This window comes from Streptomyces montanisoli (genome assembly GCF_017813245.1).
GTDB lineage: Bacteria > Actinomycetota > Actinomycetes > Streptomycetales > Streptomycetaceae > Streptomyces > Streptomyces montanisoli.
The window spans coordinates 1-26,435 of the sequence record NZ_JAGIQL010000094.1; the positions used below are offsets into that span (position 1 = coordinate 1).

The window sequence follows — 26,435 nt, forward strand, 5'->3', positions numbered from 1 at the left end:
GGCCGGGGGCGCTCGCCCCGTCCGCCGGACCCGGGCCCTCACGGGCCGGGGCCCGGCCCGAGCCGCGGCCGTGTGGCCGGAGCCGTCGCGGCCACCGGGGCCAGGCGTTGCCCCAAGCGGTACCGGCCACCCGGGCCCGGGCTTCGCCCGGGGGGCCGCAGCGGGACGCGCTGCGGCAGGATGTCACCCGTGCCCCACCAGAATCCGGATCCCGCCCTCATGCGCGAGCACTACCGTTCCGTCCTCCTCCACGAGTCCGACCTCGCCGCCACGCCCATGGACCAGTTCGACCGCTGGTTCACGGACGCAGCCGAGCGCGGCCTGCCCGAGCCGAACGCCATGGTCGTGTCCACCGCGGACACCGACGGGCGCCCGTCGTCCCGCACGGTGCTGATGAAGCGGTTCGACGCGCGCGGCTTCGTCTTCTACACCAACTACACGTCGCGCAAGGGCACCGAACTCACCGCCAACCCCCACGTCTCGCTGCTCTTCCCCTGGCACCGCATCGCGCGCCAGGTGATCGTCACCGGCACCGCGGAGCGCGTGGGGCGCGACGAGACCGCCGCGTACTTCCGCACCAGGCCGCACGGTTCGCAGCTCGGCGCGTGGGCCAGCGAGCAGTCGTCCGTGATCCCGTCGCGCGAGAAGCTGATGGAGCGCTACGAGCTGCTCGCCGAGCGCTACCCCGAGGGCGAGCAGGTGCCGGTGCCGCCGCACTGGGGCGGCTTCCGCGTCACGCCCAATGCCGTCGAGTTCTGGCAGGGGCACGAGAACCGGCTGCACGACCGGCTGCGCTACGTGCAGGGGGGCGGGGACGGGGACGAGGGCGAGCGCGAGGGCCAGGGCTGGCGCGTGGAGCGGCTCTGCCCCTGAGCCACACGGACCCGCCCGCTGACGCGCCCGCGCCCGCGCAACGTCGCGGGGACGCAGAAACCCGCGGGCTCTGGTCCCTCCGGAGAGGAAGCCGGCCGGACGTACCGGCGAACCCGCGGGTCGGTGACTGCTTGGGATTTCGGCCGGCGGAGCCGGCACCGCACAGAGTGCGACGAACGGGCGCTAGCCCGCAGTCACCTCACGCGTCCGGTTGTCATACATCTGCCGAACCACCTCCCTTCTCGTGTACTGCAACCCTAGGAAACCCGGCCCCCGCCGACAAGCGTTTTTTGCCGCGGGACCTCCCACAGGCGAGCGCGATACGATTTCCGGGAACCTCGTGTGTGCCGCGTCACGTCCAGTGGAATGATCGCAGTGGATGGCTGTGATCGGTCGTGCGCGGCCGGCGGCCACAGGCGGAGACGTCCTGCAGGGGGTGCCAGGATGAGTGCTTCCCGGAGCGAGACCACGGACGCGGCAGGCCCGGACGAACCCGGGTCCGACCTGCTCGCCGCGCTGCTCGACGGCATGGACGCGGCGCTCTGCGCGTTCGACGCGGGCGGCGTCATCACGCACTGGAACCGCGAGGCCGAGCGGATACTCGGCTGGTCGGCCGCCGAGGCCGTGGGGCGGCACGGGTTCGCCGGCTGGGCCGCGCGCACCGCCGACGCCGACGAGGTGCTGGCCCGCCTGATGTCCGCCATGGACAGCGAGGGCCGGCAGGTCCACGAGTTCGCGCTGCTGCGCAAGGACGGCGGCCGGGTCCTGCTGCGTACGCAGTCGGCGGGCGTGCGCGGCGCCGACGGCAAGCCCGCCGGGGTGTACTGCGCGTTCAGCGAGGTGCACGCCCAGATCGACCTGGAGCGGTCCATCGCCCTGAGCGAGGCGCTGTTCGCCGACGCGTCGTGGGGCGTCGTCCTCGTCGACGTCGATCTGCGCCCCACGGTCGTCAACACGCACGCGGCGCGCGCGCTCGGCTCGGGCCGCACCACGGTGCTCGGCAGGCCGCTCGGCGAGATGGTCGTCCAGGGCGTAGAGGAGCTGGAGGCCGCGCTCCACCACGTGCTCGCGGAGGGCGCGCCGACGGGGCTCGCCGAGCTGTGGGTGACGATCCGCACGGCCGAGGGAGAGCGGCGCCGCTGCTGGCGCAGCGGGTTCCTGCGCCTCGCGTCCCCGCTCGCGGAGGAGCCGGTGCCGCTCGGCGTCGGATGGCTGTTCACGGACGTGACGGAGGCGAGGCTGGCGGCGCAGGAGGCGGACCGGCTGCGGTTCCGCTCGAACCAGCTCCACCGCGCGGCCCGCGCCGCCGCCGAGTGCGAGGACGCGCGCGAGGCGGCCACCACGTACCTCGACTTCGCGCTCGCCGGCTTCGCCGACCACGCGCTGGTCGACCTCGTCGCCCACAGGCCGGGCGCCGGTTCTCCCCACGCGCCGTCGCTCGACACGGCGGACCCCGACGCGGCGGGCCCCGACGCGCCCGTACGGCTGGTGCGCGCGGCCGCGTCGCCGACCGGCGGCTCGGGGCCCGTCGTGCAGAGCGCGGGCGGCGGCATCCCGGTCCGCTACCTGGACGGGCACCCGGCGCTGCGCGCGATGGAGCGGATCGGCTCGGTGCGCACGAGCGCCCCGTCGTCGCCGCCCACCCAGTCCCCGACGTGGGCGGCGGCACGCCAGTGGCCGACCGACACGGTCCACGCGCTGTGCACGGTGCTGCGCAGCAGGGGCAAGTCGCTCGGGGTCGTGACGTTCCTGCGGGGCGGCAGCAGGTCCGCTTTCGAACGGCCGGACGCGGTGTACGCGGAGGACGTGACGATCAGGGTGGCCGCGGCGCTCGACCTGGCAGGCCCGCCCCGCGACGACATCTGACCCTGCGTGCCCCGCCTCAGTGCCAGAAGATGCGGTCGGCGTTCTCCGCGACGATCTGCCGGTTCCAGTCGGTGCCGCCGTCGATGTTGCCCGAGCGCAGCAGCGGCGGCTCGATGCCGCGAGCCGCGAGGGTCTCGGCGGCGGTGGCCATGACGGCCTGCATGAGCGCGCTGGTCACGACGGTGGACGCGGGCGCGAACGGCGCCGTGACGCCCTCGGCCGTCAACTCGGCGTCGCCGACGGCGATCTTGCTGTCGAGGACGATGTCGCAGTGGTCCTTGAGGAAGGTGCCGGTGGCGTTGCGCGAGGTCGTCTCCGTCGCGTAGGTGACGGACGTGACGCCGATGACGGTGAGGCCGCGCTCGCGCGCGTGCGCGGCCATCTCGACGGGCAGGATGTTGCGCCCCGACAGCGAGACGACCACGAGCACGTCGCCCGCGGCGGCGGGCGAGCTGTCCAGCACGGTGGTGGCGAGCCCCTCGACGCGCTCCAGCGCGGAGCCGAGCATCGCGGGCCGCACGTCGACGCCGGTCAGGCCGGGCGCGGCCAGCAGGTTCATCAGGGCGAGCCCGCCCGCACGGTAGACGACGTCCTGGGCGGCGAGCGACGAGTGCCCGGCGCCGAACGCGAACAGCCGCCGTCCGCCCTCCACGGCGTCCGCGATCGCCGCACCGGCGGCCGCGATGCTCGCGCCCTCCTCGTCGCGCAGGCGCTCGAGCAGCCCGATGGCGGCGCCGATGAACCGGTCTGCGGTGCTGCGGTCGTCCATGCGTGGCCCTCCTGCGGTGCCGGATGCCGTGTACCGGATGGCGCTCGCCGGGACGGCGCGTGCCGCGGATCACCTTCGGGTCGTCGGCGTCCCGGTGTCAATCCCGGTGTCATTCCCGGGGCCCATACGGTCCTCGCACAATGGAAGGCGTGACCCACGTACCGATCGCCCGTCACCTCCTGCGCGCCAGGGATTTCGCCGACGCCCGCTACGCCGAGGCGCTCACGGTCGCGGACATGGCCCGAGCCGCCGCGCTCTCCCAGGCCCACTTCAGCCGCGCCTTCAAGGCCGCGTTCGGGGAGTCGCCGCACCAGTACCTCCTGACCCGCCGGCTGGAGCGGGCCGCCGCCCTGCTGCTCACGACCGACTGGACGGTGGCCGAGGTCGGTGTCGCCGTGGGCGCGCAGAGCATCAGCTCGTTCACGACGAGCTTCCGCAGGATGTACGGGACGCCCCCGCAGGCGTACCGCGCGGCCCACCCGCCGGCCGCACGGCACGTGCGCATCCCGCGCTGCGTCGCCATGGCCTACGGACGGCCGCGCAACCGCACGTTTCGAGAAGACACGGAGGCGACGACTGCCTAGCGTCGATCCCAGGCAACCGACGCTGGGAGCAGCCATGACGAAGGTCAAGATCGCCAATGCGCAGTTCTGGGTGCACGACCAGGACGAGGCGCTCGACTTCTACACGCGCAAGCTCGGCTGGGAGGTCAGGGCGGACGTGACGATGGAGGCGTGGAACTTCCGGTGGCTCTGCGTCGCCCCGCCCGGCGAGGACGGCCCCGCGCTGGTGCTGATGCCAGTACCCGGGCAGCCGATGCTGGACGACGAGAGCAGCGCCCACCTGTCGGACCTGGTGGCCAAGGGCGCCGGCGGGACGCTGTTCCTGGAGACCGACGACTGCAAGGCGGCGTATGACGAGCTGTCCGCCCGAGGTGTCGAGTTCAACGACCCGCCGACGGTCCAGCCGTACGGGATCGACACGTCGTTCCGCGACCCGTCGGGCAACAACGTCCGGCTGACGCAGATGCTGGAGTTCGACCCGGACCGGCGCTGACCGCCGTTCCGGCATCGGGCCTGCCAACGGCTACGCCAACCCGCCATTACTGGCGAGCAGTTGCCCGTTGACCCACTGGCTGCGCGGTGAGCAGAGGAAGTCCACGAGGTGGGCGGCGTCCCGTGGCGTGCCCAGACGGGCCAGGGGCGTGCGTTCCTCGACGGTCGCCCGCAGCTCCTCGTCCATCCAACCGGTGTCCACCGGGCCGGGGTTGATCACGTTGGCCGTGACGCCGAGGTGGGCGAACTCGTGGGCGGCAGCGAGGGTGATGCGGTCGAGGGCGCCCTTGCTGGCGCCGTATGGCAGGTTGTTCACGGTGTGGTCGCTGGTGAGCGCGACGATGCGGCCGGTCCCGAACTCGCCTTGGAACCGGCGTCCGAACTCGCGGATCAGCAGCCAGGTGCCGCGCGCGTTGACCGCGAAGTGCCGGTCGAAGCTCTCCACGCTCGTGTCGAGCAGGCCCGAGTCGACGGACTCGCAGTGGCACATGACCAGGGCGGTCACCCCGCCCCGCGCCCGCTCGACGGCGTCGAAGACGCGCGCGGCGCTGCCGGGGTCGGCCAGGTCGGCCTCCACGGCGAACGCGTCGGCGCCGTGTTCCGCGAGCGCGGCGGACACACCACGGGCGGCGCCGGCCTCGGCGCCCCACGGCATGCGGTCGTCGTAGGGCGCCCAGTACGTGAAGGCGACGTCCCACCCCGCCGCAGCGAGCCGGGTCGCGACGGCGGCACCGATGCCGACGGTCCGGCCGACCCCGGTGACGAGCACGACGGGGCGAGCGGCATCTGGGGCGGGCGCGTGTTCATCGTGGGCGGCGGTCACAGCAGCCGATGGTCCGCCAGGCACCCTGGATCGGGCAACCGGGTTTGGGGGCGTCGGCGCCGTCACACGGCCGCAGGCGCCGATGGTGCGGAGCCCGAAACTCGCTGGTAGGTGCAGCCGTCCGCGTGGTGGGGTGGCACGGTGTTCAACGACGATGAGGTGGCGGCCGTGCGACCGCTGACGATGGCCTGGGTGAGCCGCGACCTGGAGGCCGGAGAGCGCATCGTCGGAGCCGAGACGCTGCGCGGCGGCATCACCGCCGAGATGCGGAGGCTGACCATCGGAAGCCGGGATGGTGGCACCCGGCACCTGGTGCTGCGAACCTTCGTCGATCCGTACTACGTGGAGCGTGCCGAGGACTTGCTGCACAGGGAAGCCGACGCGCTGACACTGCTGGCGACGACTGACGTGATGGCTCCTGCCCTGATCGCGGCCGATCCGGCTGCCGCACACTGTGAGTACCCGTCGCTCCTCATGACACATTTGGAGGGCCGACCGGTGCTCGACGATGAGGGGCTGGCGACGCGCGTCCCGTTGCTGGCGCGCCAACTTGTGGCGATCCACGCGTTGCGGCCCGTCGAGCAGCCCCGGGACTACGCTGCGCTGACGACCGCCGACACCGTCGTGGTTCCCGAGGGGGCCGACGCACAGGTGTGGGCTGCGGCGATCGACGTGATCCGTGCGCCGGCGCCGCCCTACGAAGGGCGGTTCCTGCACCGGGACTTCCAGCCCGGCAACGTGCTGTTCGACATGGGCTCCTCCGTGCCGACGGGCACGCGGATCAGCGGCGTCGTCGACTGGGCAGCGGCCTCCTGGGGCCCGGCGGACCTCGATGTGGCGCACTGCGCCACCAATCTCGCGCTGCTGCACGGCCCGGTGTGGGGTCAGCGGTTCACCGAAGCGTACGAGAAGGCCGGCGGGGCGCTGGCCGCCACTGCGGATGAGCGGCTGTACTGGCTGGTGCGGGACGCGCTGGCAAGCTCGGAGGAAGTGTCGTCGGTGGCGCAGGCATGGCGGGACGCGGGCAGGACGGACTTGACGACGCAAGCCGTGGAGGAGCGGCTCGACGCCTATGTCACTGACCTGATGGACGCGCGGGGCTGAGCTAGGGCCGGACACCCGGAGGGCGTGCCGGTGGTGACACCCGGGACTCAGTTCGTCACTTGAGTCTCGAACCCGATGTGCTGGATCGAAGTGGTAAAGGAGTCTGCCATGGAACTGATGCCGGACAGCGATTCGCTGGGCGGTATGCGTGCCGTCCTGGAGGAACCCCAGGCGATCCTGGGCTATGAGCCCCAGGATGGCTTCCCCGACCGTTGCTGGGTCCTGCACAGCCTCACCCTGAGGGGTGAACGAGTGCGGTGGAACGATGTGCTGGCGCCCGTCGGAAAGAGCCTGGAGGACTGGCAGTACACCCCGAGCTGGAGGGTTTTTGACGGGCTGGGCCTGCCCGACGATCTGAAGGGGCCTGCTCCTGGGGAAATCGACCGCCACAGCCTGACTCATCTGATCCGGGTTCTCGCTCGCCACAGCCCCGAAGGCCCTCGGACGGAGTGCTATTGGGCGCAGGCGGCGATCGAGAGCGTCGGAGACCCGATCCCGGCTCGCCGGGGGCGGCTGGACGAGGGCCTGGCTCGCCATGAGGCCTGTGTCGGACCCAACCGGACCACCAATAAACAGTTCCCCGCGCACTGGTGGCCCGTGGACGGGTCCTGGTTCGTCCTGACCGACTGGGACCTCAGCGCGACGGAGGTGTTCGGGCCGCCGGCTCTGATCACTGACCTTCTTGCCGAAGACATGCTGGAGGCCGTACGTCACCCGAGCATTGCCGAGGTACAGGGCAGTTCCGCGCAATGGCGCGCGTCCGAAGCTCCGTGACGGCCGCCGGCCCCTCAGCTCTGAGGCGGGGCGGCGAGCCAGCGGTCGTCCTGGAACTAGGCCGGCGTCTCGACGTGATGCGGGGAGGCGTCGTCCGCACCAGGGGCAGAAATCGATAGTGGCGCCCGATGCACCGCCGTCGTGGATGATCAGCGTTTGCGGCAGGGCAACCACCGGGTTGGGGCGGTGCGGCCATCCGAGGCGGCGACCTGCGCGCCCGTCCGTGGTTGTTGGTTACTGTGCCGAGATGCTGCATGTAGAGATCAACGGCGCTGCTCCTTCAATAGCCGACCTGCACCGCGTGGCGGTCGTCAACTACGGGCACTTCACTTCGATGCAGGTGCGAGGGCGTCGCGTCCGGGGATTGGACCTTCACCTGCGGAGACTCGAAGACGCATCGAAGGAACTCTTCCTGGCGACACCCGGGGCTGACCGCATTCGTTCCCTTCTGGGGCAGGCGCTGGCGCAGGTGGCAGGTGACGTGTCCGCGAGGATTGCCGTCTTCGCCGGGTCGGGCGACCTCTCCGTCCCAACCGCAGACGTGGACCTCGCCGTCATGGTGTCGCTGACCGATCCGGTGCCTGAAACACCGCAGACACCGTGGAGGGTGCGCTCCATCCCGTACGTTCGCGATTCGGCCCACCTGAAACACACCGCGACCATGGGGCTTACCGGGGCTCGTCGTGCCGCCAAGTCACAGGGCTTCGACGACGCCCTCTTCACCGGGCCGGACGGCCTCGTCATCGAGGGCTCCATCTGGAACCTCGGGCTCTGGGACGGCGAGACCGTCACATGGCCGCAGGCACCGAAGCTGCCAGGCATCACCGAGCAGTTGCTGACGAGCGGTCTGCACCGTATCGGAGTGCCGACACGGCCCAGGCCGGTGGTCGTCCAGGACCTTGCTCGCTATCAGTCGGCGTTCGCGAGCTACTCCTGGTGTCCAGCGCAGCCATTGGCCAGTGTGGACGACATATCCTTCGCGAACCGATCAGAAGTGTTCACGCTGCTGGGCAAGGCCTGGGACTCTGTGCGGTGGGAGACCGTTTGATGACGGTGCCCCGCCTGCTGGAGCCGCGGTTGCGGCGCCCGGCATGCGCGCCGGACGCCGCAACCGCGGAGTTCAGGCCGACGCGGTGACGCTTCCGCCGAGGTGCCGGGCGAAGAACCTGACCGCGCTGTCGGCCTCGAACCGGGGCAGTTCCTTGTGCCTGCCCGAGTTCACGTGCAACGACTTCTCCTTCGAGGCGAAGGCGTCGAACAGCGCGAGACCCTCTTCGCGGGAGATGTGCTCGTCGTCCCACTGCAGGTCGAACTCGATCGGGATGGTGACCTGCCTCGCCTTATCGGCCAGCACGTCTGGCCAGTGCTGGCCGAAGACCGCGGCCGTGATCCGGGGTTCGGCTGCCACGAACGGCACGCCGATCGCGGTGCCCATGTTGATGCCCCAGTAGCCGACCGGCCCGTCGGCGCCGATCTCCGGGAGTCCCTGGAGGGCGTCCAGGGTCGCCTGGTACTCGGGCACGGCCAGCTGTGCCAAGTGGTCGTTGTAGCGGACGACGATCGGACCCTCCGGCTCGCCGGCCGCCCGCGCCCGGAACAGCTCGGCGATTTCCGCCTCGTCGTGCGCGGTGCGCGGGCGATCGCCATGACCGGGCGCGTCGACGACGGCGACATGGAAGCCGCAGCCCGTCACGAGGCGCTGAGCGCGGCCGGACATCGCCGGGTGCTTCTTGTGGTTGCCGCCGCCATGGCCCATCAGGACCAGGGGTGCACGATCGGGACCGGAGGCCGGTGACCAGAGAACGCCGGGGACATCACCCACGGTGAAGTCACGTTCCAGCATGCCGTGCGACGACGATTCGGCGGTGAACTGCGAAGAGAACATAGGTGTTGCCTTTCGGGAGTGCCGTGTTGTCGAGGCGCTCCCAGCGGACACTTACGTCAGTCGCCTGGCCGTGACGGCAAGAGGGAGAACCCACAGAGGTACAGCGTTCATGGGTCTCACCTCCTGGGGCAGTGTCACGGTCGAACGGAAGTTACCGCACGGAACTCCGTGCCCTCAATCCAATAGAGTTCTGCCGAGGCAGGAGGACCGAAACGGGGGCGTGCGCGCATGGGGGGAGCGACGAGCGCGGGCGCGGGTGTTGTTGCTGGACGCGGCGCCCGGGGGTCTGCTCGACCGCGAGCTGGTGCGCCTCCTCGGGCACGGACTGGACGTCACACTGAACCTGCGGCGGATCAGCGACCCGGCTGACACACGGGCCAGGTGGGCGGGCCGGGTCGATCTCGTGGACATCGACCTCTTCGACGAGCGGGCCACGACCGCCGAGCTCGTGCGCGACGGGCGCGGCTACGACGCGGTCAAGTCCCGCGCCGGCGCGCCGCTTCGCGCCGGGCTGCTCGCCGCCGCCACCGACCCCGCTCTGGCCCACCCGCTCCGCGTGATCGGCCGCGCGGGCGCGGGCACCGACCACGTCGACCTGGCGGCCGCAGCCCGCCACGGCGTGGCCGTCACGCACACACCGGGCTCCAACGCCGACGCCGTCGCCGAGTTCGCCCTCGCCCAGCTCCTCGCGCTGACCCGCGACCTCGCGGCTCACAACGACAACGCCCACCAGGGGCGTTGGGGCGCGCCGACTGTACCGCCACCGCAACTCGGCGAGTTGACCCTGGGCATCGTCGGCCTCGGCCGGATCGGCCACGCGCTCGCCGCGCGGGCGGGCGCGCTGGGCATGGACGTCCAGTACTTCTCGCGCAGCCCTGTACCGACAACGATCCGCCGCGCGGACTCCCTGCACGACCTCCTGTCCACCAGCGACGTGGTGTCGCTGCACCTGCCGCTCACCGAGGGCACCCGGGGCCTGATCGACTTCAGCGCACTGGCATCCATGCGCAGGGGCGCCGTCCTGCTGAACACCGCGCGCGGCGGCATCGTCGACGAGCAGGCACTGGCCGACGCACTCCGCGACCCGGCGCACCCGCTGGCGGCCGCCGCCGTCGACACCTTCGCCCACGAGCACGCCGCCTTCGCCTCCCCGCTGTTCGGCGCGCCGGGCGCCCTGCTCACCCCGCACGTCGCCGGCGTGACCCGTACCGCCATGGCCGAGGCGGCGATCCGGTGCGCTGACCACATGGCCGCGCTGCTCACCGGCCGCCCCGAGGGCGTGCCGGTGGTGACGCCCGCGCCCCGGCGCGATGTGCCTCATGCGTGAGCGATGAGTCCGGGCGGCCGGTCGGGTCTGCCCTGGTATGACTCGCATCATCGCTGACATCTCGGTCTCTCTCGACGGCTTCGTCACCGGGCCCGATCCCGGCATCGACAACGGTCTGGGCACCGGCGGCGACGCCCTGCACACGTGGGCGTTCTCCGGCGACCCCGACGACCGCCGGGTCCTGCGCGAAGGGACCGCTCGGTCGGGGGCCGTCGTCCTCGGCCGGCGCCTCTTCGACATCGTCGACGGGCCGCACGGCTGGGACGACACGACCGGCTACGGCGCCCGCGAGGTCGGAAAGCCCGCGTTCGTCGTCGTGACGAGTACGCCGCCGGAGTCGGTGCGGACAAGGGGCCTGGACTGGACGTTCGTCACCACCGGCCTGCCCGACGCCGTCGCCGCCGCGCGCGAGCGCGCCGAGGCTGCGTCGTCCGACAGCGGCAAGGAGCTCGACGTCGTCATCATGGGCGGCGGCGCCACGGTCGGCTCCGCCCTCGCCGCCGGGCTGGTCGACGCGCTGACGCTGCACCTCGCGCCCGTCGTGCTGGGCGCCGGGACGCCACTGCCCACCGCCGGCGTGCGGCGCACGCTCGTGCAGCGGAGCGTGGTCCCGACATCGACCGCGACGCACCTGACCTACGACATCTCCCGGTGATCCCATGACCACTGTCCACGTCAATGGGACGGACTTGGGCGTCGAGTCGTTCGGTGACGGTGACGGTGACGGTGACGGTGATGCACGCGCGCCGCTCGTGCTGCTCGCGGGCGGGACGACGATGCTCTCCTGGCCCGACGCGCTCTGCGAGCACCTCGCCGCCGGCGGGCGCCGTGTCGTGCGCTACGACCTGCGCGACAGCGGCGAGTCGACGACGAACGATCCCGAGGCGCCCGCCTACACCCTGCGTGATCTCGCCTCCGACGCGGCGGCCCTGGCCGACGCCCTCGGCGGAGGGCGGCCCGTCCACCTCGCCGGGATCGGCGTCGGTGGGATGGTCGCCCAGGTGGCCGTGCTGGACCACCCGGGCGCGTTCTCGGCGCTGACCCTCGTCGGCACACGCCCGGTGGCCCCCGGCCCGCCCGACGACGACCTCCCGGATCATGACCGGGCGACGATGAGCCGGCTGTTCGCGCGTCCCATGCCGGACTGGGCTGACCGCGAGGCCGTCGCCGAGTTCGCCGCCGCCGGCGCGGAGATCCGTGGCGACGACCGCGAAGCCGCCCGCGCGACCGCCGCGCGCATCTGGGACCGCACGCCCGGCACCGCACCCGCCGTCCAAATGGCCAACCAGTTGGGCATGGTGTTTTCCAGGCTCGACTGTGCGCCTCGCTGGCGCGAGCGCCTGCCGGAGATCGAGGTTCCCGCGCTCGTCGTGCACGGGCGCCGTGACCCGTTCTTCCCCGTCGGCAACGGTGAGGCGATCGCGCGCGAGATCCCTGGGGCATGGTTGCTGGTCATCGAGGAAGCCGCCACCGCGATCCCCGAGGCGGTGGCCGGCGAGGTGGCCCAGGCGATGCTCACGCTCGGGCAGTGTGCACGTACTGCGCCCACACCGTCTTGCCCGGGCCGTGCGAACGCGGATACCAGCCCCACGTATCCGCCAGGCAGTCCACGATCGTGAGCCCGCGCCCCGACTCCGCGAGTGCCTCGTCAGGCGCGGCAGTCTGGGACGACGGGGCGCGTTCCGCGCGGGTGTCCGTGACCTCGACGCGTACGGTGTTGCCCGCCAGCCGCAGCAGCAGGTGGAAGTCGCGCCCGACCACCCGCCCGTGCTGCACCGCGTTCGCCCCCAGCTCGGCCACGATGGCGACCACGGTGTCGTTGGCCGTCGAGTCGTAGGGCAGGTCCCACGCGTTCAGCCGGTGCGCGGTCAGCCGCCGCGCCAGCCGGGCGCCTCGGGGTGTCGAGCTGAACCTCATGCCGAACTCGCGTTCCACCACGGGCTCCTCGATCTTCGCAATTTCCTCCATCACGCCGACCACGGTCCCGTTGGTGGCGTAGCGTGACCAGTGGTGACGCACGGACACGGTGGCCTTGTAGGTGTGTGTGCGGCACGGGTACGAGGCACGCCGAGTGAGCGAAGGGGACGGGTGTGGACACCGACGAACGAGACGTCGTGACGGAGGACTTCACGACACCGGATGGTGGAGAGACGGGTGGTGTTGTCAGCGCCTTCGGGCGGCAGTTGAAGCTGTTAAGGCAACGCGCGGGCCTGGAACGCGACGCGTTCGGCAAGCTCGTCGGCTACTCGCCGTCCAGCATCGCCTCGTTCGAGCAGGGGCGCCGCATTCCGTCGCCGCGCGCGATCGACAAGGCGGACGAGGTCCTGGACGCGGGCGGCCTGCTCAAGGCGATGAAGGAGGAGGTCGCCAAGGCTCAGTACCCGGCGTTCTTCCGGGACATGGCCGTACTTGAGGCCAAGGCCGTGGGCCTGTGCGAGTACGCGGTGCAGGTCGTTCCTGGTCTGCTTCAGACCGAGGAGTACGCGCGGGCGGTGCTCCAGTTGCGCCGCCCGGTCCTGGACGACGAGGTGATCGAGCAGCGCGTGGTGGCGCGTCTGGCCCGCCAGGAGATCTACTCCCGGCGGCAGCCGCCGCTGCTCAGCTTCCTGATCGAGGAGGCGGTGCTGCATCGACCGATCGGCGGGCGGGCCGTGCTGCGCGGCCAGTTGGAGCAGGTCTTGCTCGTTGCGCACAACCGCAACGTTGACGTCCAGGTCATGCCGACGGATCGTGAGGACCATGTGGGGCTGGCCGGTGCGTTCACTATGATCGACGCGGATTCGGGTCGGCGGCTGGCGTACGCGGAAGCGCAGGGGGACAGTCGGCTGTACAGCGATCACGTGAAGGTCCACGAGCTCGGCTCACGCTATGGGATTCTTCGAGCCCAGGCACTCACCCCGCGTGAGTCGCTGGCCCACATCGAGGGACTCCTGGGAGCGGTATGAGCGAGTTGGCCTGGTTCAAGAGCAGTTACAGCGACAGCGAGGGTGGCCAGTGCGTCGAGATCGCCTGGTCCAAGAGCAGCTACAGCGGTAGCGAGGGCGGTCAGTGCGTCGAGGTCGCCGCCTGCGACACCGCCTCCGCCGTGCACGTGCGTGACTCGAAGCGGACGAGCGGGCCGATACTGACCGTCGAGCCCGCCGCGTGGGAGAGGTTCGTCGTGCTTGTCAGCGACTGACCCGCCCCCGAACGCCGGAGGCCGCCGTACGCCCGCGTACGGCGGCCTCCGGCGCGCGTACAGCGCACCGGCAAACGTGCCTGTCGTTGCCGCTAAGGGCGGACGTAGGGCCGGGTCATGACCTCCATGTTGTGACCGTCCGGGTCCTCGAAATAGGCGCCGCGACCACCGAAGAGATGGTTGATCCGACCGGGTTCGGTGTGGCCGGGGTCGGCGTAGTAGGTGGCCCCGACCTCGTCCAGACGCGCAATGGCGGCGTCGAACTGCTCGTCAGGCACGAGAAAGGCGTAGTGCTGCGACTGGATCGGCTCCTCCCTCTTCTCGTAGTAGTCGAGCGTCACGCCGTTGCCGAGGTCGACGGGCAGGAAAGGCCCGAACGTGGCGCCGACCTTCAAGCCCAGAATTGCGGCGAGAAACTCGGCGGACACGTGCCGGTCGCTCGCGTAGACAGCGGTGTGGTTCAGGTGGGCGCCGGCCGTCGGCAGCCCGGGCTCAGGTTGGTCGTGCTGGGCATGGGACATCTGTGACGTGTCTCCGGTCTTGAGATCCACTGGAATGGGGCGCCGTATCGGGGCGCCGGGAACTTGGACGCGGAGAAAAGGGGGCGGGCCTCTTGCCCGCCTCGTGCTCACGCCGAGGCCGGGACCCTCACTCGTGCGTGGCCCATGGCCGACCCGGCAGTCACCCGGCCGACCTTAGTGACCATTACGAGTGGTCACAAGGGCGTTTCGCGGCGCGATGCCCTGCCATGGTCCGCTCACAACCCGGTATTGCGCTGGACCGGGACATGCCTTCGCTTGTAGCGTGCAATGGCCAGTGACACCGCCCGAGGAGGTGAGACCCATGAACGTTGTATCGACGTGGGTGCTCCCCGTTCCCGTCACGGCCTGGCGACTGTCATAGGTGTCGCCGGGAGCGCCTGACAACACGGCACTCCCGAAAGGCACCTCCTATGGACTTCGACGTCATCATTGCCGGGTGCGGCCCGGTCGGCGCGATGCTGGCCGCCGAGCTGCGGCTGCACGGCGTACGGGTACTCGTCCTGGACGCGGAAACCGAGCCCGCGTCCTTCGTCCGCGTGGTCGGACTGCACATCCGAAGCATCGAGCTGATGGCCATGCGCGGGCTCCTCGATCGCCTCCTCGAACATGGCAGGCGCCGCCCGGCCGGCGGTTTCTTCGCCGCCATCGACAAGCCCGCCCCCACCGGCCTCGACACCGCGCACGCCTACCTGCTGGGCATCCCGCAGCCGGTCGTCGTCCGCCTGCTCGAAGAGCACGCGACGCGGTTGGGCGCGGAGGTTCGGCGTGGTTGTGCGGTGGCCGGGTTCGTGCAGGACGACGACGGCGTGACCGTCGAGACCAGTAATCCGGGCGAGCGGCTGCGTGCGCGCTACCTCATCGGCTGCGACGGCGCGCGCAGCACCGTGCGCAAGCTGCTCGGCGTCGGCTTCCCCGGCGAGCCCGCGCGCAACGAGACGCTGATGGGCGAGGTGGAAGTGGGTATGCCGGGTGAGGAGGTCGCCGCCCGGGTGGCCGAGGTGCGCGAGACCCACAAGGTCTTCAGCCTCAGGCCCTTCCCCGGCGGGGCCCACCGCGTCGTGATCCCCGTCGCCGGTCACGTCGGCGACAGCGCGCAGCCGCCCACCCTGGAAGAGTTCAGGCAGCGGCTTATCGCCGTCGCCGGGACCGACTTCGGCGTGCACTCCCCGCGCTGGCTGTCCCGCTTCGGGGACGCCACGCGGCTGGCCGAGCGCTACCGGGTGGGCAGGGTCCTGCTGGCCGGCGACGCGGCGCACATCCACCCGCCCACCGGCGGCCAGGGCCTCAACCTGGGTGTGCAGGACGCGTTCAATCTCGGCTGGAAACTGGCCGCAGAGGTTGGCGGCTGGGCGCCGGAGGCGCTGCTCGACACCTACCAGGCGGAACGGCGTCCGGTCGCCGAGGAGGTGCTGGACAACACGCGCGCCCAGACGGAACTGCTGTCCCCGGAACCGGGGCCACGGGCCGTGCGCAGACTGCTCACCGAGCTCATGGACATCGACGAGGTGAACCGCCGCCTGATCGAGAAGATCACCGCGATCGGCATCCGCTACGACTTCGGCGAGGGCCACGGGCCGGACGGCTCCGACAGCCCCGACCTGCTCGGCCGCCGTCTGCGTGACATCGAGCTGGGCCAGGGCCGCCACCTCTACGATCTGCTGCACGGCGGCCGCGGCCTGCTGCTGGACCGCACCGGGCGCCTGACCGCCGGCGGCTGGTCGGACCGCGTCGACCACCTCGCGGACCCCGACGCGGCCCTGGACGCGTCGTGCGTCCTGCTGCGGCCGGACGGCCACGTCGCCTGGGTCGGCGACGACCAGCGCGACCTGGACGCACACCTCGCCCGCTGGTTCGGCGCGCCCACCTCGTAGTCGGGACCCTCCGGGGCCGGCGTACGCGAAACGTACGGCGGCCCCGGCAGGGGGCGCGGGCGTCAGACCCCGGCCAGCGCCGGGTTCCGCTTGACGGGTACGTCGGTGGTGTACGCGCCGAGGAACGCCAGGCGGGCCCTGTCCGTCGCCACGGTGCCGTCCGCGCCGACCATGTGGTCGATGATGAGGCGGATGCCGCCCTCGGGGGAGCCGAAGGCGCGCAGCAGGCGGGTGTACTCGTCCTCGCTGAGGACGTCGTCGTGGTCGGTGTCGGCGGCGCTCACGATGGCGTCGACCCACTCCTCCGCGCTGCGGGCGACGGGGCTCGTGCCGCCGAGCAGGTGGCCGCGTGACACCACGGCGAACTCCTCGCGGGTGAGCGTCCCGTCCCTGTCGGTGTCGACGGCAGTGCTCAGGCGGGTCCAGAAGTCCCGCGCCGCCTGGTTGACGCGCCGGGCCTGCGCGGACTTTGCCGGCAGGCCGAACGCGTCGACGACACGCTGGGCCACCGACATGAAGTCCTCGGCGGTGATGCTGCCGCTGCCGTCGGTGTCCAGGATGCGGAAGATGCGGTCGGCCTTGTCGTCGAAGTACTCCTCGCGCGTCCGGAACCGGTACTGGCCCTCTTCGTAGTAGCAGTCGTCCTTCATGGTGGTCTCCGCCCAACGTGATGGTGGATCGCGGGTGTTGTCGCGTCGTTCCACCCATCACGCTATGGGAGCTTTGCGTCTGTTCACCCGGGAGTCGGCGGGAAGGACCCAGAAGGGTGATTTGTCAGTTCTTCGTCCCGGACGTGTTCTGCTGCCGGTCCTGCGGGGAGATGCCGAGAGCGGTGAGGAATGCCGTGCGGTGGTCGGCGAAGGCGGGTGTCGCGGGGTCGCGTGGGCTCGGCATGCCGATGGTCCGGTCGAGGGTGATGCGTCCCCGGTCGAGCAGGAGCACCCGGTCCGCCAGCAGGACCGCTTCGTCGACGTCATGCGTGACCATGAGGATTGCCGGGCGGTGCCGCGCGTGCAGTGTGCGCAGCAGGGCGTGCATCTGGAGCCGGGTGAGGGCGTCGAGCGCGCCGAACGGCTCGTCCGCCAACAGCAGTTCCGGGTTTCTGATCAACGCGCGTGCCAGGGCGGCCCGTTGCTGTTCGCCGCCGGAGAGCCGGCCGGGCCAGGCGCGGGCGTGCGCCGACAGGCCCACCTCGTCCAGGGCCTGTTGGCCACGGCGGCGGGCGTCGGTGTCGCGCATGCCGAGGGTGACGTTGGCCGCAACCCGTTTCCACGGCAGGAGGCGCGCGTCCTGGAAGACGACGGCACGCCGGTCGGGGACGCGCAGTTCGCCATGGCCCGAGGTGTCGTGGTCCAGGCCGGTGAGCGCCCTGAGCAGCGTGCTCTTCCCGGACCCGCTGTGCCCCAGCAGGGCGATGAACTCGCCCCGCGCCATGTCGAGATCGATGCCGTCGAGGACCGTGCGGGTGCCGTAGAGGCGGGTGAGCCCGCGCACGCGGACCGCCGGGTTCACGACCCCAGGCTCCTCTGCCACGAGAGTGCCCTCCTTTCCAGAGCGCGCAGCAGGAAGTCACTGATCAGGCCGAGCAGGGTGTAGAGGACGACCAGGACGATGACGACGTCGTCCTGCCCGTACGACTGGGCCTGGTTCATGAGGTAGCCGAGGCCCCTGGTGGCGTTGATCTGCTCGATGATGACGAGGGCGAGCCAGGACGAGGTGGTCGCCAGCCGCAGGCCGAGGAAGAACCCCGGCAGCGCCCCGGGCAGCACGACGGCCCGGACGAACGTCCACCGGCTCAGCCCGAGGCTCTCGGCGAGTTCCACGTAGCGGGCGTCGATGCGCCGCAGCGCCGCATGGGTGTTGAGGTAGACCGGCAGGTAGACGCCCAGGGCGATCATGGTCGTCTTCATGGTGTCGCCGATGCCCAGGGCCGAGATGGCCACCGGGACCAGCACGTACCAGGGAATGGAGCGGTTGACCTGCACGGGGCCGTCGATCAGCGCGTCCCCGACGCGGCTGAGCCCGGACAGCAGCGCCAGGACCAGGCCCGCGGCCACCCCGATGGCCAGGGACGCCAGGGCGAGCCGGAGGGACGCCGCGACGTGCTGCGCCAGGCCTTCCCTGGTCCACAGGTGCCAGAACGTCCCCGGCACCGTCCAGGGCGGTGCCAGCGTCCGTGGCGACAGCGTGCCGGTGGCGGACGCCAGCGCCCAGACGCCCAGCAGGAGCAGGGTGCCCACGGCGCCGGCGAACGGCAGACGGGGTTTAGGGCCGAGCCGCAGCCCGTGCCGGGCCTGCGGCGGCCGCGATGTGGGCCGCCGTCTTCCGGGATACCGCCGGGCGGTGCGCCGCTGATGCGCACGCTCGGCCAGGGCGTTGTCAGGAGCCGTCGGCGGCAAAGCGGCCTCCGGCCTTGCGCACCGCGGCGTCGACCACGGGAGCGAAGCGCATGTCGAACAGTGTGTGGGCGTCCAGGCGGGTGGGGATCGCGTGGGCCTTGTACAGCAGATCGATGGAGCTCTGCTCCTCGGCGACGAGATGGCTGTCCAGGTGGGGGAAGACGTACGGGACGTCGCCCCGCGCCAGTTGCCGGGCGTCGCCGGGTGACAGGTGGGCGACGTGCACGTAGTAGTCCTCGGCCCACTGCTTCGCGTGCGAGTTCTCCCATTGGAGCTGCTGGACGTACGCCTTGACGTAGGCGGCGATGGCCGCCGACTTCGCCGGGTCCGCCAGCGCCCGGCGGCCGGCTATCAGGAACTCGAGGCCCGTGTTGCACGGGTTGGTCCACGATGTCGGCACCAGGGTGACGCCGCCCTCCTTGAGCAGGGTCGTCGTGAACGGCTCGTTGCTCGGAGACACGTCCACATCGCCCCTGCGGACCGCGTCGAAGTAGGTGGCCCCGCTGCCCGGCACCTGCACGAACTTCACCTCGTCCGGCTTGATGCCCCCGGCCGCCAGCGCGCGCAGGATGAAGAGCTGCGAGATGGATCCCGGGGTGTACGCGATGCTCTTGCCGCGCAGTTGCGACAGGCTCCGCAACTTCACCCCGGGTGCCAGGACGAGCTGGGAGAAGTCCTGCGGCCGCCTGCCCGCCGCGACGATCACGGTGTCGTCGTGCTGGAGACTTCCGAAGATCGCGGCGTTGTCGCCGGCCAGCGCGACGTCCACGGCGCCGGTGCGCAACGCCTCGTTGATGGCGGGCTGCGAGGAGAAGTTGGAGAACTTCGCGACGAAGGGCAGCTTCACGCCGCTCGCCGCGTGCCATGTCTGGAGCAGGGACCCCGTGTCGCCGATCCGCAGCGTCGTGTTCGCGGCGGGCGCCGTCGCGAGAGGGCCGCTCGTGCCTTTCGCGTTGACCGAGCCGCCCGAGCCGCCCGAGCCGCCCGAGCCGCCGGAGCCCCCTGAGCCGCCCGACCCGCAACCGGCGAGGGCCAGCAGCAGGGCCGCACACGCGAGCGGCACCCATCTCTTCCGGCCGAGCAGCCCGATCCGTGCCCCGCCACGGGCCCCGCGCCCCCGGAAGCGCTCGGGTATCGCGCCCGCCGTCATCCGCGCGCCCCTGGGCGCTCCGTCTTGCCGTGCCTCGCCGCCATGCCGTCCCCTCGCTCCCCCCGGCTCCAGCCGGACGCCGCCAACCCTGGCGCCGGGACGACCACGTCAGTAGAGCGCGGAAGGGAGCGCGCGAGGCAGTCGCCCGCCGCCTGAGCGCGCCCGCGTGACCTGGGTCGGGCGGCGGCTTTGCGTGAGCGGCCGCTCGCTGTCCGTGCGTCATGTGCTCGCGGGTTCGACGACACGGCACGGTTGTCGGTGGGATGCGTCAGAATTGAGGGCAGGGCCGCAACGAATCCACAAGGGGCACGTATGTCCGGACTGATCGATACGACGGAGATGTATCTCCGCACCATCCTCGAGCTGGAAGAGGAAGGCGTGGTCCCCATGCGCGCCCGCATCGCCGAGCGGCTCGACCAGAGCGGCCCGACGGTCAGCCAGACGGTGGCGCGGATGGAGCGTGACGGCCTGGTGCAGGTCGCGGGCGACCGCCACCTCGAGCTGACGGACGAGGGCCGCATGCTCGCCACGCGCGTCATGCGCAAGCACCGGCTCGCGGAGTGCCTGCTCGTGGACGTGATCGGTCTGGAGTGGGAGCAGGTGCACGCGGAGGCCTGCCGGTGGGAACACGTGATGAGCGAGGCCGTCGAGCGCCGCGTGCTCGACCTGCTGCGGCATCCGACGGAGTCGCCCTACGGCAACCCGATCCCGGGCCTCGACGAGCTGGGTGAGGTGTCCGAGGTGGATCCGTTCCTGGACGCGGGGCTTGTCAGCCTCGCGGATCTCGACGCGGGCGGGGACGGCAAGACCGTCGTCGTGCGGCGGATCGGGGAGCCGATCCAGACGGACGCGCAGCTCATGTACACGCTGCGGCGCGCGGGCGTGCAGCCGGGATCCGTGGTGAGCGTGACGGCGTCGCCCGCGGGCGTGCTCGTCGGCAGCAGCGGGGAGGCGGCCGAGCTGGGGGCAGAGGTCGCCTCGCACGTGTTCGTGGCCAAGCGCTGATCCGTACGGCCCCGGCGACTACGGCCCGGGCGACTACGGCCCCGGCGGGCACGGCCCCGGCGGGCCGTGAGAACAGGGGGCTGGTGCGGTGGGGGGCCGTGGGGGGCCTTGAACAGGGTGGAGGCCCCGGTGCTGAGCGGCACCGGGGCCCATCCTCCCCTTTGCTGACCCGGAGCCCCGAGCTCCCAGGGTCAATCCCTCGGACCGTCATCCCCGAGCGGTCCGCCTCCCGGTCAAAGATCTCCCCAGGCGTTCGACGGTCAACCCTGTGAGGTGGTCACTCGAATGAGCGATGTTCCGCGCGGGAGGCGCGTGTTCGAATACAAGTTCGATAAGATCGGGCCAGAACCAACAGAGGTTCGACCGCGTCCGCGATGAGTGTGGCAGCGCCATGCACACAGCGGGGGCGAAAGCCGCGAACACCCACCGAACGGCGTGCCGTACCTGATCCCGACCACCTCAGGACCGGCCCGGCCCGCGCCACCGAACCGATCGCTCCGGCTGCTTCGACCAGGCAGCCGGCGGGCGAGGCCGAGCAGGCCGAGAAGACCGAAGACACGCAGAACCGAAGGGGGTGCCAGGTCGCATGCCGGAGCAGTACGCGCAGCACGCGGTGCGGCGGACCGAAGTGACGGGCGCCGACGGCCTACGTCTCGCAGCCTGGGAGTACGGGCGCGGAAGCGGCCGCGAGGGCGGGGCGGGCAGTGCGGGCGATGCGGGCGGCGCCGGAGCCCCCGGCGCCGCCGAGCCGGGCGTGCTGCTGCTCCACGGGCTGATGGGGCGCGCGTCCCACTGGGCCGGCACGGCGCGCTGGCTGGCCGAGCGGCACCGCGTGGTCGCCTTCGACCAGCGGGGGCACGGCGAGAGCGAGCGCCCCGCGGACGGCCTGCTGACGCGCGAGGCGTACGTGGCGGACGCGGAGGCCGTGATCGAGGCACTGGATCTCGCGCCCGTCACGCTGATCGGCCACGCGATGGGCGCGCTGACGGCCTGGCAGCTGGCCGCCAGGCGGCCGGATCTGGTGCGCGCCCTGGTCGTCTTCGACATGCGGGCGTCCGCGCTCGGCGCGGCGTCGCAGCGGGAGTGGGAGGACTGGTTCAGCAGCTGGCCGCTGCCGTTCCCCTCGCTCGGTGCGGCCCGCCGCTGGTTCGCCGAGGAGGACGCGTGGCTCCAGGGCGTCCAGGTCCCGGCGCGCGGCGACTTCCACGCGGACATGCTGCGGCGCGCCGATGACGGCTGGCGCCCGGTCTTCTCCCGCCACCAGATGCTGCGCACGCGCGAGGCGTGGGTGCTCGACGCGCACTGGGAGGAGCTGGCGCAGGTCCGCTGCCCGACGCTGGTGGTGCGGGGGATCGACGGGGAGCTCGGGCGGGCGGAGGCGATGGAGATGGTGCGGGTGCTGCCGCACGGCGCGTACGCGGAGATCCCCGACGCGGGCCACCTGGTGCACTACGCGGACCCGGCGGCCTGGCGCGCGGCGACGGAACCGTTCCTCGACGGCGTGCTCACCGGCTGACGAACGAACGAACGAACGAACGGACGGACGGACGGCACCGGTCACAGACGCGTCGCCACGCGGATCAGGTCGGCGACCGCGCGGTGCCGGCTCTGCGGCGGCCAGGCGATCACCGTCGTCACGGGCGCGGCGTCGAGCACCGGCACGGCCGCGAGGTCGCGCCGCAGGTCGACGGCGGCGGACGCGGGCATGATCGCCGTGGTCCGGCCGAGCGCGATCAGCTGGAAGAGCTGGGTCAGATTGCGCACCTCCGCCCCGGGGCCCTCCGGGTAGCCGCCGCCTGGGCCGGGCCAGCGGGCCATCGGCATGTCCGGCAGCGCGGTGACATCGGCCACGCGGATCCCCGGACGCCCCGCGAGCGGGTGGGTGGCCGGCAGGATCGCCACCTGCCCCTCGGTGTGCAGGGTCTCCGTGTCGAGCCCGTCCGCCGAATCGAACGGCAGGTGCAGCAGGGCCACGTCGGCCCGCCCGTCACGCAGCGACTCCTGCTGCTGGCGTGCCTCGCCGAGCAGCAGGTCGACGGTGACCGAACCGGGCTCGGCGCGGTAGGCGTCGAGGAGCTTGGCCAGCAGCCCGCCGCCCGTGCCGGACTTGACGGCGAGGACGATGCGCGGGCGCTTCCGCGCGGCCTGCTGGGTGCGGCGCTCGGCGGCGGCCACCGCGCTGAGGATCGCCCGTCCCTCGGACAGCAGCACGGCTCCTGCGTCGGTGAGCGTCACCTTGCGGCTGGTGCGCTCCAGCAGCGTGACTCCGAGCCGCCGTTCGAGCCGGGCGATCGCACGGGACAGGGGAGGCTGGGCGATCTCCAGGCGCAGCGCGGCCTTGCCGAAGTGCAGTTCCTCGGCGAGGACGACGAAGTAGCGCAGCTCCCGAAGGTCCATGGCTGCACAGTAATGTCGGCGCCCGGCGATGTCGGCGCCCGGCCGATCGATGCCGCGGGCGCATCGCCGCGATACCGAGACGGTGTTGGTGCCGGGCCGCTGCCCGGCCATGCTCGTCGTCATGAGCGAGAACATGGGCGAGAGCATCAGCGAGAAGACGATCGCGCTGGTCACGGGCGCGAACAAGGGAATCGGGTACGAGGTCGCCGCCGGTCTCGGCGCACTGGGCTGGAGCGTCGGCGTGGGCGCTCGCGACGAGCGGCGCGGGGACGACGCCGTGGCGAAACTGCGCGCGGCCGGCGCCGACGCCTTCCTGGTGCCGCTGGACGTGACCGACGACGCGAGCGTCACCGCCGCGGCGCGGCTGATCGAGGAGCGGGCAGGCCGCCTCGACGTGCTCGTCAACAACGCCGGTGCCGCGACCGGCGGCCGGCCCGAGGCGCCCTCGACCGTCGACCTCACGACCGTGCGGCGGCTGGTGGAGACCAACGTCATCGGTGTCATGCGGGTCACCAACGCGATGCTGCCGCTGCTGCGCGGCTCGACGCACCCGCGGATCGTCAACCAGTCGAGCCACGTCGGCTCCCTGACGCTGCGGACCACGCCCGGCGTCGACCTCGGAGGCGTCAGCGGCGCCTACGCGCCGACGAAGACCTACCTCAACGCCGTCACCGTCCAGTACGCCGAGGAACTGGCCGGCACCGGCGTCCTGATCAACGCCGCCTGCCCCGGATACGTGGCCACGGCCCTCAACGGATTCAGCGGCACGCAGACCCCCGAGCAGGGCGCAGCGGTCGCCGTCAGGCTGGCGACGCTGCCCGACGACGGCCCCACCGGCATGCTGTTCGACGACAACGGGGTCGTGCCCTGGTGAGCCTCCGATCGCGACGGTCGCGATGCTTGCGACGGTCGCGACCGGAGTCGCTCACGTCAGCCCTTGCTGACCGCCGAAAGGATCTCCGGCAGCCTGTCCGCCAGGGGGCGGGCGGCCGTGCGCAGGCCCGCCCAGGCGATCAGGGCCCCGTACACCGTGCCCACCGGCAGCAGCAGCCACGTCCACGCGTTGTGGCCCGCGAGGTGCAGCCACAGCGTGAGGCCGAGGACCGGCGCCCCGACGAGCGCCGCCGCCGGCATCCCGCCCAGCAGGGACATCGTCGCCAGGCTCGTCTGGCCCGGCGCGACGTTCTTGCGGCTCTCCTGCGGGATCGAGTACGGCAGCCGGGCGGAGGTGACCGCGCCCGCGGCGACCAGCGCGCCGAGCAGCGCCCAGGACAGGCCGAGGACTTCCGGCAGCCGGTGCCACTGGTGCGTCAGGGCCGCCATCACCACGCTGACCAGCGCCGAGTACGGCAGCGTCACGAGCAGCAGCGCCAGCGCGCGCGAGCGGAGTTCGAGGTAGGCGTCACGCCTCGACGAGATCGACATGGCCACCATCCAGAACGCGGAGCCGTCCTGGCCGAACTGGTTGTACATCATCGTGCCGAGCATGCCCGCGGCGAAGCAGCCGAAGTAGATCGTGCTCGCGCCCTCCAGCGCGTTGAACACCGGCACGATCAGCCCGATCGCCAGCGACGTCACGAGCGCCGCCTTCGTCTTCGGCTCGCGCACGAGGTAGCGCAGCGTGCGCAGCATCGCCGTGCTCGTCCGGCCCTCGGGCAGCAGCGACGCACGGCCGGTGGCGCGGCGCCGCCGCTTGGGCTCGGCCGCGGAGATCGTCGAACTGTCCGGCGCGGTCATCAGCTTCACCAGTGACCGCTGCCACATGACGTAGACGGCCACGAGCAGCGCGAGCGCGAGCAGCAGCTGGCCCGCCATGGCCCCGTACGCGCCCTCGCCCGCCGACTGCACGGCGCCGAACGCGGAGGCGGGCGGGATCCAGCGCACCACGTGCGCGGTCGGGTCCAGCGCCGAGAGGCCGGACGACTTGCCGAGGCGCTGCACGACGAAGTTGACGACCTGGATGCCGACCGCGATCACCAGGCCGCTCAGCACGGCGAGGTCGCGGCCCTTGCGTGACGTCAGCAGGCGCGTGTTGGCGGCGGCCATCGCCCGCGCGAGGCCGACGCACGTGAGCAGCGAGACGACGACCGCCACCACCGAGACGACCGCGGCCGCCGCGCCGTGGGCCGTCGCGACGGCGGCGCCCGCCAGGAGGCAGAGCGAGAACACCGGGCCCATGCCGACCAGCGAGGTGACCAGCAGCGCGCGCGTGAGCGGCCCGGGGCGCAGCGGGAGCATCGCGAGGCGCGTGGTGTCGAGCGTCTCGTCGCCGCTGGGGAAGAACAGCGGCATCACCGCCCACGCGATGGCCAGCAGCATCGTGATCAGGACGACGGGCGCCGCCGCGTCGTGCACGCCGCGCAGTGCGGCGAGCCCGACGAGCACGCCCGCGGACAGCAGCACCACGAGGACCAGCGACGTCACCCACACCGCCGTCCTGCCGGACGACTGGCGCAGGCCGTTGCGCAGCAGGGCGAGTTTGAGCCGTACGAAGACGGGCGTGAGCGCGCCCGCCGCCGCGGACGCGTGCGTGGAGCGGGCCGGGGGCGTGTACGTGCCGGTCGTCATCGCGCGCCACCGCCGAGCCAGTCCAGCGAGTCGCCGGCGGCGCGGCCCTGCGCGCCGACCAGTTCGAGGAAGGCGTTCTGCAGGGACGGCGCGTCCCCCCGTACCTCTTCGAGCGTGCCCTGCGCGCGGATCCGGCCGGCCGCCATCACCGCGACCCAGTCGCACAGCGACTCCACCAGCTCCATCACGTGGCTGGAGAAGACGACCGTCGCACCGGAATCCGTGTACCTGACCAGGACCTCGCGGATGGTCTGCGCGGAGACGGGGTCGACGCCCTCGAACGGCTCGTCGAGGAAGAGGACCTCGGGGTTGTGCAGCAGGGCGGCGGCGAGGCCGATCTTCTTGCGCATGCCCGTCGAGTAGTCCACGACGAGCTTGTCGCGCGCGCCCGTCAGGCCCAGCACGTCGATCAGCTGGTCGGCGCGCTTGTCGACCTCGGCGCCCGGCAGCCCGCGCAGCCTGCCCGTGTAGGCGAGCAGCTCGCTGCCCGAGAGGCGCTCGAAGAGGCGCAGGCCCTCGGGCAGGACCCCGATGCGCGCCTTCACCTCCGCCGGGTCGCGCCACACGTCGTGCCCGGCGACCGTCACCCGGCCCTGGTCGGGCCTGAGCAGCCCGGTGATCATGGACAGCGTCGTGGTCTTGCCCGCGCCGTTCGGCCCCACGAGGCCGATGAACTGGCCTGCGGGCAGCGTGAGGTCGACGCCGGCGACGGCGACGTGGTCGCCGAAGCGCTTCCACAGCCCCTCGACGCGCACCGCGTCCCCCCGCCCGCCTCGCGCCGCCGAGGGGCGCGCCGCGCGCGCGGCGTCCATCGGGCGCAGAGCTTCCGGCTGCGCGCCGCTCGGCACC

The 26,435-nt window shown here is 71.9% G+C and carries 28 protein-coding genes and 1 pseudogene; 16 read left to right on the plus strand and 13 right to left on the minus strand.

From position 1 onward, the window contains the following. Positions 1 to 180: 180 nt before the first annotated feature. Both pdxH and JFN87_RS21075 read left to right on the plus strand, forming a co-directional pair. Positions 181 to 873, plus strand: coding sequence for a pyridoxamine 5'-phosphate oxidase (gene pdxH / locus JFN87_RS21070; RefSeq protein WP_209342207.1), 693 nt, complete (start codon positions 181 to 183; stop codon positions 871 to 873). 444 nt (positions 874 to 1,317) lie between these two features. After that, positions 1,318 to 2,739, plus strand: coding sequence for a PAS domain-containing protein (locus JFN87_RS21075; RefSeq protein ID WP_209342208.1), 1,422 nt, complete (start codon positions 1,318 to 1,320; stop codon positions 2,737 to 2,739). Positions 2,740 to 2,755: 16 nt separating this feature from the next. On the opposite strand, the gene JFN87_RS21080 is transcribed toward JFN87_RS21075, so the two are convergent. Next, positions 2,756 to 3,508: an SIS domain-containing protein gene (locus tag JFN87_RS21080; RefSeq protein ID WP_209342210.1), complete on the minus strand. Its 753-nt coding sequence runs from the start codon at positions 3,506 to 3,508 to the stop codon at positions 2,756 to 2,758. Between the two features lie 140 nt (positions 3,509 to 3,648). Between JFN87_RS21080 and JFN87_RS21085 the strand changes: the two genes are divergently transcribed. Both JFN87_RS21085 and JFN87_RS21090 read left to right on the plus strand, forming a co-directional pair. Next, positions 3,649 to 4,092, plus strand: a complete 444-nt coding sequence (locus JFN87_RS21085) for a helix-turn-helix domain-containing protein (protein ID WP_209342211.1) — start codon at positions 3,649 to 3,651, stop codon at positions 4,090 to 4,092. A 34-nt stretch (positions 4,093 to 4,126) separates the two neighbouring features. Beyond that, the gene (locus JFN87_RS21090) at positions 4,127 to 4,564 is read left to right on the plus strand and encodes a VOC family protein (protein ID WP_209342213.1); all 438 of its coding nucleotides are present in this window, start codon (positions 4,127 to 4,129) and stop codon (positions 4,562 to 4,564) included. A gap of 30 nt (positions 4,565 to 4,594) precedes the next feature. Here the strand turns inward: JFN87_RS21090 and JFN87_RS21095 are convergent, their stop codons facing one another. Further along, positions 4,595 to 5,386 (minus strand): SDR family oxidoreductase, encoded by a 792-nt coding sequence (locus JFN87_RS21095; protein ID WP_209342215.1) that lies wholly within the window; start codon positions 5,384 to 5,386, stop codon positions 4,595 to 4,597. A gap of 183 nt (positions 5,387 to 5,569) precedes the next feature. Here JFN87_RS21095 and JFN87_RS21100 point away from each other — a divergent pair, with 183 nt between their 5' ends. Together JFN87_RS21100 and JFN87_RS21105 are read left to right on the plus strand one after the other, a co-directional pair. Continuing rightward, the gene (locus tag JFN87_RS21100) at positions 5,570 to 6,490 is read left to right on the plus strand and encodes a phosphotransferase family protein (protein ID WP_209342238.1); all 921 of its coding nucleotides are present in this window, start codon (positions 5,570 to 5,572) and stop codon (positions 6,488 to 6,490) included. Between the two features lie 108 nt (positions 6,491 to 6,598). Then, positions 6,599 to 7,264: a hypothetical protein gene (locus JFN87_RS21105; RefSeq protein WP_209342217.1), complete on the plus strand. Its 666-nt coding sequence runs from the start codon at positions 6,599 to 6,601 to the stop codon at positions 7,262 to 7,264. Positions 7,265 to 7,339: 75 nt separating this feature from the next. On the opposite strand, the pseudogene JFN87_RS34570 reads toward JFN87_RS21105, so the two are convergent. Further along, positions 7,340 to 7,438: pseudogene (locus JFN87_RS34570) on the minus strand (DUF6980 family protein); the annotation flags it as partial. A gap of 73 nt (positions 7,439 to 7,511) precedes the next feature. On the opposite strand from JFN87_RS34570, the gene JFN87_RS21110 reads away from it, so the two are divergent. Further along, positions 7,512 to 8,312 (plus strand): aminotransferase class IV, encoded by an 801-nt coding sequence (locus JFN87_RS21110; RefSeq protein ID WP_209342219.1) that lies wholly within the window; start codon positions 7,512 to 7,514, stop codon positions 8,310 to 8,312. A gap of 72 nt (positions 8,313 to 8,384) precedes the next feature. On the opposite strand, the gene JFN87_RS21115 is transcribed toward JFN87_RS21110, so the two are convergent. Next, entirely contained in the window at positions 8,385 to 9,149 is a 765-nt protein-coding gene (locus JFN87_RS21115; RefSeq protein WP_209342221.1) for an alpha/beta hydrolase family protein, read from the minus strand. A gap of 220 nt (positions 9,150 to 9,369) precedes the next feature. Between JFN87_RS21115 and JFN87_RS21120 the strand changes: the two genes are divergently transcribed. The 3 genes from JFN87_RS21120 to JFN87_RS21130 are packed head-to-tail and all read left to right on the plus strand — an operon-like array spanning position 9,370 to position 12,095. Then, positions 9,370 to 10,476 (plus strand): NAD(P)-dependent oxidoreductase, encoded by a 1,107-nt coding sequence (locus JFN87_RS21120; protein WP_307865536.1) that lies wholly within the window; start codon positions 9,370 to 9,372, stop codon positions 10,474 to 10,476. Positions 10,477 to 10,513: 37 nt separating this feature from the next. Next, positions 10,514 to 11,131 (plus strand): dihydrofolate reductase family protein, encoded by a 618-nt coding sequence (locus JFN87_RS21125; protein WP_209342224.1) that lies wholly within the window; start codon positions 10,514 to 10,516, stop codon positions 11,129 to 11,131. A gap of 4 nt (positions 11,132 to 11,135) precedes the next feature. Further along, entirely contained in the window at positions 11,136 to 12,095 is a 960-nt protein-coding gene (locus tag JFN87_RS21130; protein WP_209342225.1) for an alpha/beta fold hydrolase, read from the plus strand. Here JFN87_RS21130 and JFN87_RS21135 read toward each other — a convergent pair. Next, positions 11,992 to 12,501, minus strand: coding sequence for an ATP-binding protein (locus tag JFN87_RS21135; protein WP_307865537.1), 510 nt, complete (start codon positions 12,499 to 12,501; stop codon positions 11,992 to 11,994). The genes JFN87_RS21130 and JFN87_RS21135 overlap by 104 nt on opposite strands. An 89-nt stretch (positions 12,502 to 12,590) precedes the next feature. Here JFN87_RS21135 and JFN87_RS21140 point away from each other — a divergent pair, with 89 nt between their 5' ends. Together JFN87_RS21140 and JFN87_RS21145 are read left to right on the plus strand one after the other, a co-directional pair. Beyond that, complete coding sequence (locus JFN87_RS21140) at positions 12,591 to 13,421, plus strand: helix-turn-helix domain-containing protein (protein ID WP_307865540.1); 831 nt, start codon at positions 12,591 to 12,593, stop codon at positions 13,419 to 13,421. Then, positions 13,418 to 13,654, plus strand: coding sequence for a DUF397 domain-containing protein (locus JFN87_RS21145; protein WP_209342227.1), 237 nt, complete (start codon positions 13,418 to 13,420; stop codon positions 13,652 to 13,654). The genes JFN87_RS21140 and JFN87_RS21145 overlap by 4 nt, the downstream gene beginning before the upstream one ends. Positions 13,655 to 13,746: 92 nt before the next feature. Here the strand turns inward: JFN87_RS21145 and JFN87_RS21150 are convergent, their stop codons facing one another. Continuing rightward, complete coding sequence (locus tag JFN87_RS21150; RefSeq protein ID WP_209342241.1) at positions 13,747 to 14,175, minus strand: VOC family protein; 429 nt, start codon at positions 14,173 to 14,175, stop codon at positions 13,747 to 13,749. 431 nt (positions 14,176 to 14,606) lie between these two features. On the opposite strand from JFN87_RS21150, the gene JFN87_RS21155 reads away from it, so the two are divergent. Next, the gene (locus JFN87_RS21155) at positions 14,607 to 16,067 is read left to right on the plus strand and encodes an FAD-dependent monooxygenase (protein ID WP_209342228.1); all 1,461 of its coding nucleotides are present in this window, start codon (positions 14,607 to 14,609) and stop codon (positions 16,065 to 16,067) included. Between the two features lie 62 nt (positions 16,068 to 16,129). Here JFN87_RS21155 and JFN87_RS21160 read toward each other — a convergent pair whose 3' ends face one another. The 4 genes from JFN87_RS21160 to JFN87_RS21175 all read right to left on the minus strand — a co-directional run bounded on the left by JFN87_RS21160 (position 16,130) and on the right by JFN87_RS21175 (position 19,529). Next, positions 16,130 to 16,717: an EF-hand domain-containing protein gene (locus JFN87_RS21160; RefSeq protein ID WP_209342229.1), complete on the minus strand. Its 588-nt coding sequence runs from the start codon at positions 16,715 to 16,717 to the stop codon at positions 16,130 to 16,132. A gap of 124 nt (positions 16,718 to 16,841) precedes the next feature. Beyond that, the gene (locus JFN87_RS21165) at positions 16,842 to 17,600 is read right to left on the minus strand and encodes an ABC transporter ATP-binding protein (protein WP_307865538.1); all 759 of its coding nucleotides are present in this window, start codon (positions 17,598 to 17,600) and stop codon (positions 16,842 to 16,844) included. Continuing rightward, positions 17,576 to 18,307, minus strand: coding sequence for an ABC transporter permease (locus JFN87_RS21170; RefSeq protein WP_307865539.1), 732 nt, complete (start codon positions 18,305 to 18,307; stop codon positions 17,576 to 17,578). The genes JFN87_RS21165 and JFN87_RS21170 overlap by 25 nt, the downstream gene beginning before the upstream one ends. A gap of 139 nt (positions 18,308 to 18,446) precedes the next feature. After that, positions 18,447 to 19,529 (minus strand): PhnD/SsuA/transferrin family substrate-binding protein, encoded by a 1,083-nt coding sequence (locus tag JFN87_RS21175; RefSeq protein WP_209342231.1) that lies wholly within the window; start codon positions 19,527 to 19,529, stop codon positions 18,447 to 18,449. A gap of 399 nt (positions 19,530 to 19,928) precedes the next feature. Here JFN87_RS21175 and JFN87_RS21180 point away from each other — a divergent pair, with 399 nt between their 5' ends. Then, complete coding sequence (locus JFN87_RS21180) at positions 19,929 to 20,621, plus strand: iron-dependent transcriptional repressor DtxR (RefSeq protein WP_209342233.1); 693 nt, start codon at positions 19,929 to 19,931, stop codon at positions 20,619 to 20,621. Positions 20,622 to 21,207: 586 nt separating this feature from the next. Then, positions 21,208 to 22,137, plus strand: a complete 930-nt coding sequence (locus JFN87_RS21185; RefSeq protein ID WP_209342236.1) for an alpha/beta fold hydrolase — start codon at positions 21,208 to 21,210, stop codon at positions 22,135 to 22,137. 41 nt (positions 22,138 to 22,178) lie between these two features. On the opposite strand, the gene JFN87_RS21190 is transcribed toward JFN87_RS21185, so the two are convergent. Next, positions 22,179 to 23,018, minus strand: coding sequence for a LysR family transcriptional regulator (locus JFN87_RS21190; RefSeq protein WP_209342244.1), 840 nt, complete (start codon positions 23,016 to 23,018; stop codon positions 22,179 to 22,181). A gap of 121 nt (positions 23,019 to 23,139) precedes the next feature. On the opposite strand from JFN87_RS21190, the gene JFN87_RS21195 reads away from it, so the two are divergent. Next, positions 23,140 to 23,892: an SDR family oxidoreductase gene (locus JFN87_RS21195; protein WP_372449265.1), complete on the plus strand. Its 753-nt coding sequence runs from the start codon at positions 23,140 to 23,142 to the stop codon at positions 23,890 to 23,892. 56 nt (positions 23,893 to 23,948) lie between these two features. Here JFN87_RS21195 and JFN87_RS21200 read toward each other — a convergent pair whose 3' ends face one another. Continuing rightward, positions 23,949 to 25,586, minus strand: coding sequence for a transporter (locus tag JFN87_RS21200; RefSeq protein ID WP_209342237.1), 1,638 nt, complete (start codon positions 25,584 to 25,586; stop codon positions 23,949 to 23,951). Further along, positions 25,583 to 26,398 (minus strand): ABC transporter ATP-binding protein, encoded by an 816-nt coding sequence (locus JFN87_RS21205; protein ID WP_209342247.1) that lies wholly within the window; start codon positions 26,396 to 26,398, stop codon positions 25,583 to 25,585. Before JFN87_RS21205 ends, JFN87_RS21200 begins: the two co-directional genes overlap by 4 nt. Positions 26,399 to 26,435 lie beyond the last annotated feature (37 nt).

Coding starts and splice junctions, on each gene's coding strand:
- JFN87_RS21085 (WP_209342211.1), top strand. CDS start 3,649: ATGGAAGGCGTGACCCACGTACCGATCGCCCGTCACCTCCTGCGCGCC.
- JFN87_RS21155 (WP_209342228.1), top strand. CDS start 14,607: ATGGACTTCGACGTCATCATTGCCGGGTGCGGCCCGGTCGGCGCGATG.
- JFN87_RS21185 (WP_209342236.1), top strand. CDS start 21,208: ATGCCGGAGCAGTACGCGCAGCACGCGGTGCGGCGGACCGAAGTGACG.
- JFN87_RS21160 (WP_209342229.1), bottom strand. CDS start 16,717: ATGAAGGACGACTGCTACTACGAAGAGGGCCAGTACCGGTTCCGGACG.
- JFN87_RS21100 (WP_209342238.1), top strand. CDS start 5,570: ATGGCCTGGGTGAGCCGCGACCTGGAGGCCGGAGAGCGCATCGTCGGA.
- JFN87_RS21145 (WP_209342227.1), top strand. CDS start 13,418: ATGAGCGAGTTGGCCTGGTTCAAGAGCAGTTACAGCGACAGCGAGGGT.
- JFN87_RS21105 (WP_209342217.1), top strand. CDS start 6,599: ATGGAACTGATGCCGGACAGCGATTCGCTGGGCGGTATGCGTGCCGTC.
- JFN87_RS21180 (WP_209342233.1), top strand. CDS start 19,929: ATGTCCGGACTGATCGATACGACGGAGATGTATCTCCGCACCATCCTC.
- JFN87_RS21130 (WP_209342225.1), top strand. CDS start 11,136: ATGACCACTGTCCACGTCAATGGGACGGACTTGGGCGTCGAGTCGTTC.
- JFN87_RS21110 (WP_209342219.1), top strand. CDS start 7,512: ATGCTGCATGTAGAGATCAACGGCGCTGCTCCTTCAATAGCCGACCTG.
- JFN87_RS21195 (WP_372449265.1), top strand. CDS start 23,140: ATGAGCGAGAACATGGGCGAGAGCATCAGCGAGAAGACGATCGCGCTG.
- JFN87_RS21115 (WP_209342221.1), bottom strand. CDS start 9,149: ATGTTCTCTTCGCAGTTCACCGCCGAATCGTCGTCGCACGGCATGCTG.
- JFN87_RS21150 (WP_209342241.1), bottom strand. CDS start 14,175: ATGTCCCATGCCCAGCACGACCAACCTGAGCCCGGGCTGCCGACGGCC.
- JFN87_RS21080 (WP_209342210.1), bottom strand. CDS start 3,508: ATGGACGACCGCAGCACCGCAGACCGGTTCATCGGCGCCGCCATCGGG.
- JFN87_RS21190 (WP_209342244.1), bottom strand. CDS start 23,018: ATGGACCTTCGGGAGCTGCGCTACTTCGTCGTCCTCGCCGAGGAACTG.
- JFN87_RS21090 (WP_209342213.1), top strand. CDS start 4,127: ATGACGAAGGTCAAGATCGCCAATGCGCAGTTCTGGGTGCACGACCAG.
- JFN87_RS21200 (WP_209342237.1), bottom strand. CDS start 25,586: ATGACGACCGGCACGTACACGCCCCCGGCCCGCTCCACGCACGCGTCC.
- JFN87_RS21125 (WP_209342224.1), top strand. CDS start 10,514: ATGACTCGCATCATCGCTGACATCTCGGTCTCTCTCGACGGCTTCGTC.
- pdxH (WP_209342207.1), top strand. CDS start 181: ATGTCACCCGTGCCCCACCAGAATCCGGATCCCGCCCTCATGCGCGAG.
- JFN87_RS21075 (WP_209342208.1), top strand. CDS start 1,318: ATGAGTGCTTCCCGGAGCGAGACCACGGACGCGGCAGGCCCGGACGAA.
- JFN87_RS21205 (WP_209342247.1), bottom strand. CDS start 26,398: ATGGACGCCGCGCGCGCGGCGCGCCCCTCGGCGGCGCGAGGCGGGCGG.